The organism is Desulfofundulus thermobenzoicus (genome assembly GCF_009428905.1).
Classification (GTDB): Bacteria; Bacillota; Desulfotomaculia; order Desulfotomaculales; family Desulfovirgulaceae; genus Desulfofundulus_A; species Desulfofundulus_A thermobenzoicus.
In genome coordinates this window covers 1-2,621 of the sequence record NZ_WHYR01000099.1, presented here as the reverse complement: position 1 = coordinate 2,621, position 2,621 = coordinate 1, and the positions used below count along the sequence as shown (strand labels likewise).

The following is a 2,621-nucleotide window of genomic DNA, read 5'->3' as shown; positions in this document are numbered from 1 at the left end:
TATAAGAGACAGGGGGTACCCCGGCCAATGGGTATGTTCGGCATCGGTATGGAAAACTAGCGTTTCCTTCCCATCCGGCCCCTGCCGGTACCTTTAAAACCGGGGTACCCGTCCAGGGCAAGCAACCTGCCAATGATACCGGACAATTAATAAACTGGTAGAATTAACCTGGCACTGGTAACCATGGTGTATGGTAACCATGACCATTTGGTACAATCAGGTGTTTTAGAGAACAACCCACTCCAAACCCAATGCGATTCACCCTGTGGTAGGAAAAAAAAAAGCGGCCAGCTTGTGGCCGCTTATTGATATTGTTTACCGCAGATTGTCAAGATCCCGCTTGAAGTCAATAATTTCCTCCAGAAGTTCAATTTGTTCATCGGTAAGTGTTTCCATAAGCTTCCAAAATGCTTTGGCTAACCCTTCCTCACAATAGTCCACCCAAAACTTACGATTTTCATCCACTCTAATTTCTGACATTCCGCAAAACCCCTTTCATTAAAATGTTTTTTGTTGTGATTATATTGTAGCGCATCCCATACAACATGTCAATAGGTTTTTGGAGTTAATACGAAATATTTTTTTCGTTACCGTTGACAAAATGTATTCCATCATGCTAAACTATCCTTAGAAAGGAGGGAACAAATATGATCAAGGTTACTCTTGGCCGGATTATGGCAGACAAGCATTTAAAAATTAGCCATGTTCACAGGGATACAGGAATTGCCAGGAGCACACTAACCAAGTTGTGGTACAACAAGGCAGAGCAAATTGATCTGAATACCCTGGACAGGTTATGTAAGTACCTTCATTGCAACCCAGGGGATTTGCTGGAGTATGTTCCCGATGAAAAGGTAGGTGATGCAGAACAGCCACAGGGGAAATAACGGCCATTCACCCTGTGGCTTTCCAGAATGGCAAATATCGAACGAAAATGATGTGGTGAATGTTTTTCTATTGCCAGATAAATTGAAGTCTCGAAAATCGAACGGTAGAAATGGTAAATCTGGTAAATTAAAACAGGAGGTAGGTATTATGCGCGGGAGTATTCGCAAGCAGGGAAAGGATAGCTGGCGGATCACGGTCAGTTTGGGTAAGGTGGGTGTCGATCCGGAAACTGGAAAGCCCAAATACGGCAAATACCAGGAAACTTTCGTGGGAAAAAAGCGGGATGCCGAAAAACGGTTGGTCGATTTAATAGCACAGCTTCAAAAAGGAGTTAAAATCAATCCCGAGAAAATGACATTCGGCGAATTTCTTGACAGGTGGATGCAGGATTACGTAATGTCAAACACTTCACAGCGTACCATTGACGGTTATGAGAGCATAATCAGGAACCACCTGAAACCGCATTTAGGAGACATACCTTTACAGAAACTGCATCCCACACACTTAAGGGATTTATACAGCAAACTGCTGAAAGAGGGAAGGAAAGACGGAAAGAATGGGAGGAAAGGGCTTGATCCAACAACCATCCTGCACATCCACAGGGTGATTCATGAAGCACTGGAATGTGCAGTTAAGTGGGAGCTGGTTCACCGGAATGTAGCGGACGTGGTTGATCCACCGAAGAAGAGCAAGGACGAAGAAAAGGAAGTGCAGTTTTTACCACGGGAAAAAATTAAAGACGTGCTTGACGTGGTTAAAGGAACATACCTGTATATCCCAACCTGCATTGCTGTCAGTACGGGTGCCAGATTGGGAGAAGTCCTGGCACTGACGTGGGATGACGTTGACCTGAAAAAGATGACCGTTTCAATAAGACGCAGCATAGGACTGAAGCGCAAGGAAGAGTATATCGGCCTTCCAGAAGATAAGCTTCCGAATAAGGGCAGGAACGAAATTTACTTCAAATCCACGAAAACCAGGCAGAGTAAGCGGACAATTGACATTCCCCAATGGTTGGTTGACGAGCTGAAAAAGCATAGAACACAGCAGAAGAAAGACAGGTTGGCCTATGGGAAGATCTACCAGGACAACAACCTAGTATGCTGCCGGGAGGATGGCAGTCCGCATCACCCGACAACGTTTAGTAGTATATTCAGCAGGACGGTTAAAAAGGCCGGTATAAACGTAACATTCCATGGATTGCGACACGGACACGCAACCTGGCTGTTTGAGGAAGGGGAACACCCGAAAGCGGTTTCTGAAAGACTGGGACACAGTAAAACAGGCATCACACTGGATTTATATACCCATCACGTCAAAGGCACACAGAAAAAAATCGCCAGGAAGCTGGATGACATCCTGGCCTGAAAGCATTTTCTCAAATTTTTCTCAAACTAACCATTTTCGAAGTAGATGGCAAGGACTTCCACCCTCGGAAGCCTTGCCATTACTGCTTTCTTTGGCAGGGGAGACAGGACTCGAACCCGCAGCCTACGGTTTTGGAGACCGCCGCTCTACCATTGAGCTACTCCCCTGCACAGAATTTATTTGGCAAGGTACATTATATATCACTTTAAACTCCTCGTCAAGCCCGGTTCTTCCGGGGGTCCGTGTCAAGATCCAGTAGGTATCTCCATAAAAATTTTTCCCGTTTTGAGACCTCACCGCTCAAAAACATTAGTTTCAAGGCAGCGGCCTTGACATCCACCCCGCAGGTGGTCAGACAAACCCAC

3 protein-coding genes and 1 tRNA gene are annotated in these 2,621 nt (G+C 45.5%); 2 read left to right on the top strand and 2 right to left on the bottom strand.

Translation table 11 applies throughout. The features are described from left to right. Positions 1 to 315: 315 nt before the first annotated feature. Positions 316 to 480 carry a hypothetical protein gene (locus tag GFC01_RS17605; RefSeq protein ID WP_152948451.1) on the bottom strand — a complete coding sequence of 55 codons (165 nt, stop codon included), beginning with the start codon at positions 478 to 480 and terminating at the stop codon, positions 316 to 318. Positions 481 to 647: 167 nt separating this feature from the next. Here GFC01_RS17605 and GFC01_RS17600 point away from each other — a divergent pair, with 167 nt between their 5' ends. Together GFC01_RS17600 and GFC01_RS17595 are read left to right on the top strand one after the other, a co-directional pair. Beyond that, positions 648 to 887, top strand: coding sequence for a helix-turn-helix domain-containing protein (locus GFC01_RS17600; RefSeq protein ID WP_152948450.1), 240 nt, complete (start codon positions 648 to 650; stop codon positions 885 to 887). Between the two features lie 148 nt (positions 888 to 1,035). Beyond that, complete coding sequence (locus GFC01_RS17595) at positions 1,036 to 2,256, top strand: tyrosine-type recombinase/integrase (protein WP_194175028.1); 1,221 nt, start codon at positions 1,036 to 1,038, stop codon at positions 2,254 to 2,256. Between the two features lie 92 nt (positions 2,257 to 2,348). Here GFC01_RS17595 and GFC01_RS17590 read toward each other — a convergent pair. After that, positions 2,349 to 2,423, bottom strand: a tRNA-Trp gene (locus GFC01_RS17590). Positions 2,424 to 2,621 lie beyond the last annotated feature (198 nt).

Bases quoted from the DNA above. Each gene is read 5' to 3' on its own strand.
- GFC01_RS17595 (WP_194175028.1), top strand. From the start codon at position 1,036: ATGCGCGGGAGTATTCGCAAGCAGGGAAAGGATAGCTGGCGGATCACG.
- GFC01_RS17600 (WP_152948450.1), top strand. From the start codon at position 648: ATGATCAAGGTTACTCTTGGCCGGATTATGGCAGACAAGCATTTAAAA.
- GFC01_RS17605 (WP_152948451.1), bottom strand. From the start codon at position 480: ATGTCAGAAATTAGAGTGGATGAAAATCGTAAGTTTTGGGTGGACTAT.